The following is a 2,905-nucleotide window of genomic DNA, read 5'->3' as shown; positions in this document are numbered from 1 at the left end:
ACCGATCCGATCCCGGCGTCCCGACAGGCACGGGCAACGCGGACAGCGATTTCGCCACGGTTGGCGATGAGCACCTTGCGCACGATGGCTCCCTCATGACTCACGATCCATTCTTCCAAGAACCGGCCGGGCGGAGCGTAGGGCGGTGGGCGTGTTCCCGTTCCGCCCGCACGGCCCAGTCCTCGGCCGCCGCATCGAGCTTTGCCCCTTCCGCACCCATCACGGCGATCTCGTCGGTGGGCCAGGCGAGTGAGAGGTCCGCGCCGATGGAGCGGGAGTCCATGACGATGAACACGCCACCGTAGCGGCGGGCACTTGCGCAGGACGACCGAGATCCGCGGCACGCTCGCGTTGCCGTACGCGTAGAGCAGCTTGGCGCCGTGCCGGATGACCCCGCCGTGCTCCTGGTCCACTCCCGGCAGGAAGCCCGGGACGCCCACCAGAGCGACCAGCGGGACATTGAAGGTGTCGCACAGCTGTACGAATCTGGCCCGGCGACCGGGTCACCGGCGTCGTGCTGAAGTCGGGGGAGCGCATCGAGGCCCGGCGGGCCGTGGTGGCCAACCTGTACATCGGGACCGCGCCGGACCCGCGGGGCCCGGTTCAGCATCACGGAGGCCTGCTCGTTCTCGTCGTTCACCAGCGCGCGCCGGCCCAGCTCCGCGTACCGCGCGAAGACACTCGCGTCCAGCACCCCCGGGTCCGCCACCAGACGGTATCCCCACCCCCTGAAGGGCAGCACGTCACGGGCCACCTCCGCCGTGCTGACCTGCAAGGCCCTGGCCAAATGACCGTCGTAGCAGCACGATGTAGGTCTCCTCTGGAACTGGCGCGGTCGGCCGGCCCCCGGCCCGTACGCCCAACTGCTCGACGCGGAACGGCTGGTGGGCAACCTGGTCCGGGCCTACGCGGAGGAGGCCGGTGCCGAGCCCGCGGTGCCGCTGGATGTGCAGGCCGCGTTCGAGGACATGGTCGCTCTGTGCGGCGGTCTTCCCCCGTGCGGGGCGTGACCGGCCGAGCCGGAGCGGGCCGTGCGGCTCAATCGCGCTCGAAGCGCCAGCGGGTCTGGCTGAAGTCCTCGCCGCCCTTGCCGAAGCCGAAGACCGTCGAGGGGGCGACCTCGTAGACCAGGGCCGTGCCGCCCTCGTGGTGGAAGGCGCCGTCACGCACCGAGAAGTGCCAGTCGCTGCCGTACTTCGACTCGTACGCATCGGCGATCCGCCTGAGCCCGGCGTCGTCGCTCACCTTCGTGGCGGCACCTTCCACCACGAGGTCGAGGCCTTCGTTGAGGGCGTTGCACCCGGTGGTGAGGATGCAGTGCTGGTTCTGGACGAGGTTCCTGGCTTTGCGCTCGTCCGGGCCCGTACAGAAGTACAGCGCGTCGTCCAGCCAGACACACAGCAGCGGGGTGACGTGAGGGCGTCCTTCCGGCCGTACGGTCGACAGCCAGAACACTTCGGCGCTCTCCAGACGCTCGGACGCCTGTGCCCAGCCCGTCGGGGTCGCGCTGTCGCTGCTGTACCGAGCGTCCAGCTCGGTCACCGGTTCCCTGCCCGCCATCTCTGCTCCTTCGCCCGGCTGCCGACGCACCGGGACCGGGCCCTCTCCCGCCGGCCGGACTCCACTGCACCTCGACAAGCATCTTTGTCTCAGTATGGCCTTCTGCCGATCATGGAGTTGCGCTAGTGACTGCCGATTGGGCCAATCGGCTCGAACGGGGCTCGCTCCCCGCATGCGGGCAGCCGGCGCCCCGACCGCCCGGGCGGCACCGGCCGGTCGCAGCGCCCCTGCTCCACGAACGGGCGGGGGATGCGGACCGGGCGGGTCGAGCCGCCGGTTGTCACGGACCCTTCTCACAGAGTGATCGGTTACGGCTACGCTGGGTGGCGGAGCACCCGCCAAGCACGTTGTGACCAGGGGACGTTGGCCATGACCCAGCACAAGAACCTCGACCCGTACACCTCGCCCAGGGCCTTCTACGGCGCAGAACTGCGACGCCTCCGGGAGGCCGCCGGCATGTCCCAGGAACAGCTCGGGGAACGGGTCTTCTGCTCGGGCACGTACATCGGGCAGTTCGAGTCGGCGGCGCGACGGCCGCAACCCGATGTGTCGAGGCTGTTCGACGACGTCCTGGGGAGCGGAAAGCACTTCGAGCGGCTGTGCGAGCTGGCTCGCCAGTCCAAGCACGCCGACTACTTCGCGGATGCGGCGGAGTTGGAGAAGCTGGCCCAGACCATCAGCGAGTACGCGCCCATGCTGGTGCCGGGGCTTCTGCAAACCGCGGCCTACGCCCGCGGTCTCACGCGGGCCACTCTCCCTTTCGCGCCGCAGGAAGAGGTGGAAGCTCACGTGACCGCCCGCCTGGACCGGACTCGCCGTCTCGACGACCCAGAAGCCCCGGAGTTGTGGGCGATCATCCACGAGGCCGGACTGCATGTGCCGGTGGAGGGGCCCGAGGTCATGCGCGAACAACTCGACCATCTCGCGGCCATGGCACGCTCGCATCATCGCGTGGTTGTACAGGTGTTGCCCTACTCGGCGGGGCCACACCCGCTCATGTACGGAACGACGATCCTCATGACCCTCGCGGACGCTCCGCCGGTGGCTTACACCGAGGGGGCGCACACCGGCCAACTCATCGACGATCCAACGCTGGTCGCCAAGTTCCAGAGGTCATACGATCACGTAAGGGCCGCCGCGCTGTCGCCGAAGGCGTCCCTCACCTTGATCGAGTCGGCGGCGGCAGAGGACTTCACGAGCCCATGAGAACCGCACACGACCTGAGTACCACTGTCTGGCGCAAGTCGTCTTACAGCAACGGCGAAGGAGGAGCCTGCGTCGAGATCGCCGACGGCTTCCCCGGCATCGTGCCCGTCCGCGACAGCAAGGACCCGCACGGGCCGGC

At 69.1% G+C, this 2,905-nt stretch carries 5 protein-coding genes and 1 pseudogene; 3 read left to right on the top strand and 3 right to left on the bottom strand.

What is annotated here, in order from left to right; all coding sequences use genetic code 11:
- The coding region (locus ABZW18_RS34450) for a biotin carboxylase N-terminal domain-containing protein (protein ID WP_356195388.1) at positions 1-74 on the bottom strand (74 nt) is incomplete at its 3' end.
- 128 nt (positions 75-202) lie between these two features.
- Positions 203-491 (bottom strand): annotated as a pseudogene (locus ABZW18_RS34445) (carboxyl transferase domain-containing protein); the annotation flags it as partial.
- Positions 492-884: 393 nt separating this feature from the next.
- Between ABZW18_RS34445 and ABZW18_RS34440 the strand changes: the two are divergent.
- The gene (locus tag ABZW18_RS34440; protein ID WP_356195383.1) at positions 885-1,010 is read left to right on the top strand and encodes a hypothetical protein; all 126 of its coding nucleotides are present in this window, start codon (positions 885-887) and stop codon (positions 1,008-1,010) included.
- A gap of 28 nt (positions 1,011-1,038) precedes the next feature.
- Here ABZW18_RS34440 and ABZW18_RS34435 read toward each other — a convergent pair whose 3' ends face one another.
- Positions 1,039-1,560 (bottom strand): pyridoxamine 5'-phosphate oxidase family protein, encoded by a 522-nt coding sequence (locus tag ABZW18_RS34435; protein WP_356195380.1) that lies wholly within the window; start codon positions 1,558-1,560, stop codon positions 1,039-1,041.
- A 369-nt stretch (positions 1,561-1,929) separates the two neighbouring features.
- Here ABZW18_RS34435 and ABZW18_RS34430 point away from each other — a divergent pair, with 369 nt between their 5' ends.
- Entirely contained in the window at positions 1,930-2,766 is an 837-nt protein-coding gene (locus tag ABZW18_RS34430; RefSeq protein WP_356195378.1) for a helix-turn-helix transcriptional regulator, read from the top strand.
- Positions 2,763-2,905: DUF397 domain-containing protein (locus tag ABZW18_RS34425; RefSeq protein ID WP_356195385.1), on the top strand; the 143-nt coding region annotated here is incomplete at its 3' end. The genes ABZW18_RS34430 and ABZW18_RS34425, both read left to right, overlap by 4 nt.

This window comes from Streptomyces sp. NPDC004647, from assembly GCF_040609575.1.
Taxonomy (GTDB): domain Bacteria; phylum Actinomycetota; class Actinomycetes; order Streptomycetales; family Streptomycetaceae; genus Streptomyces.
This window is presented reverse-complemented; position numbering and strand designations above follow the sequence as displayed.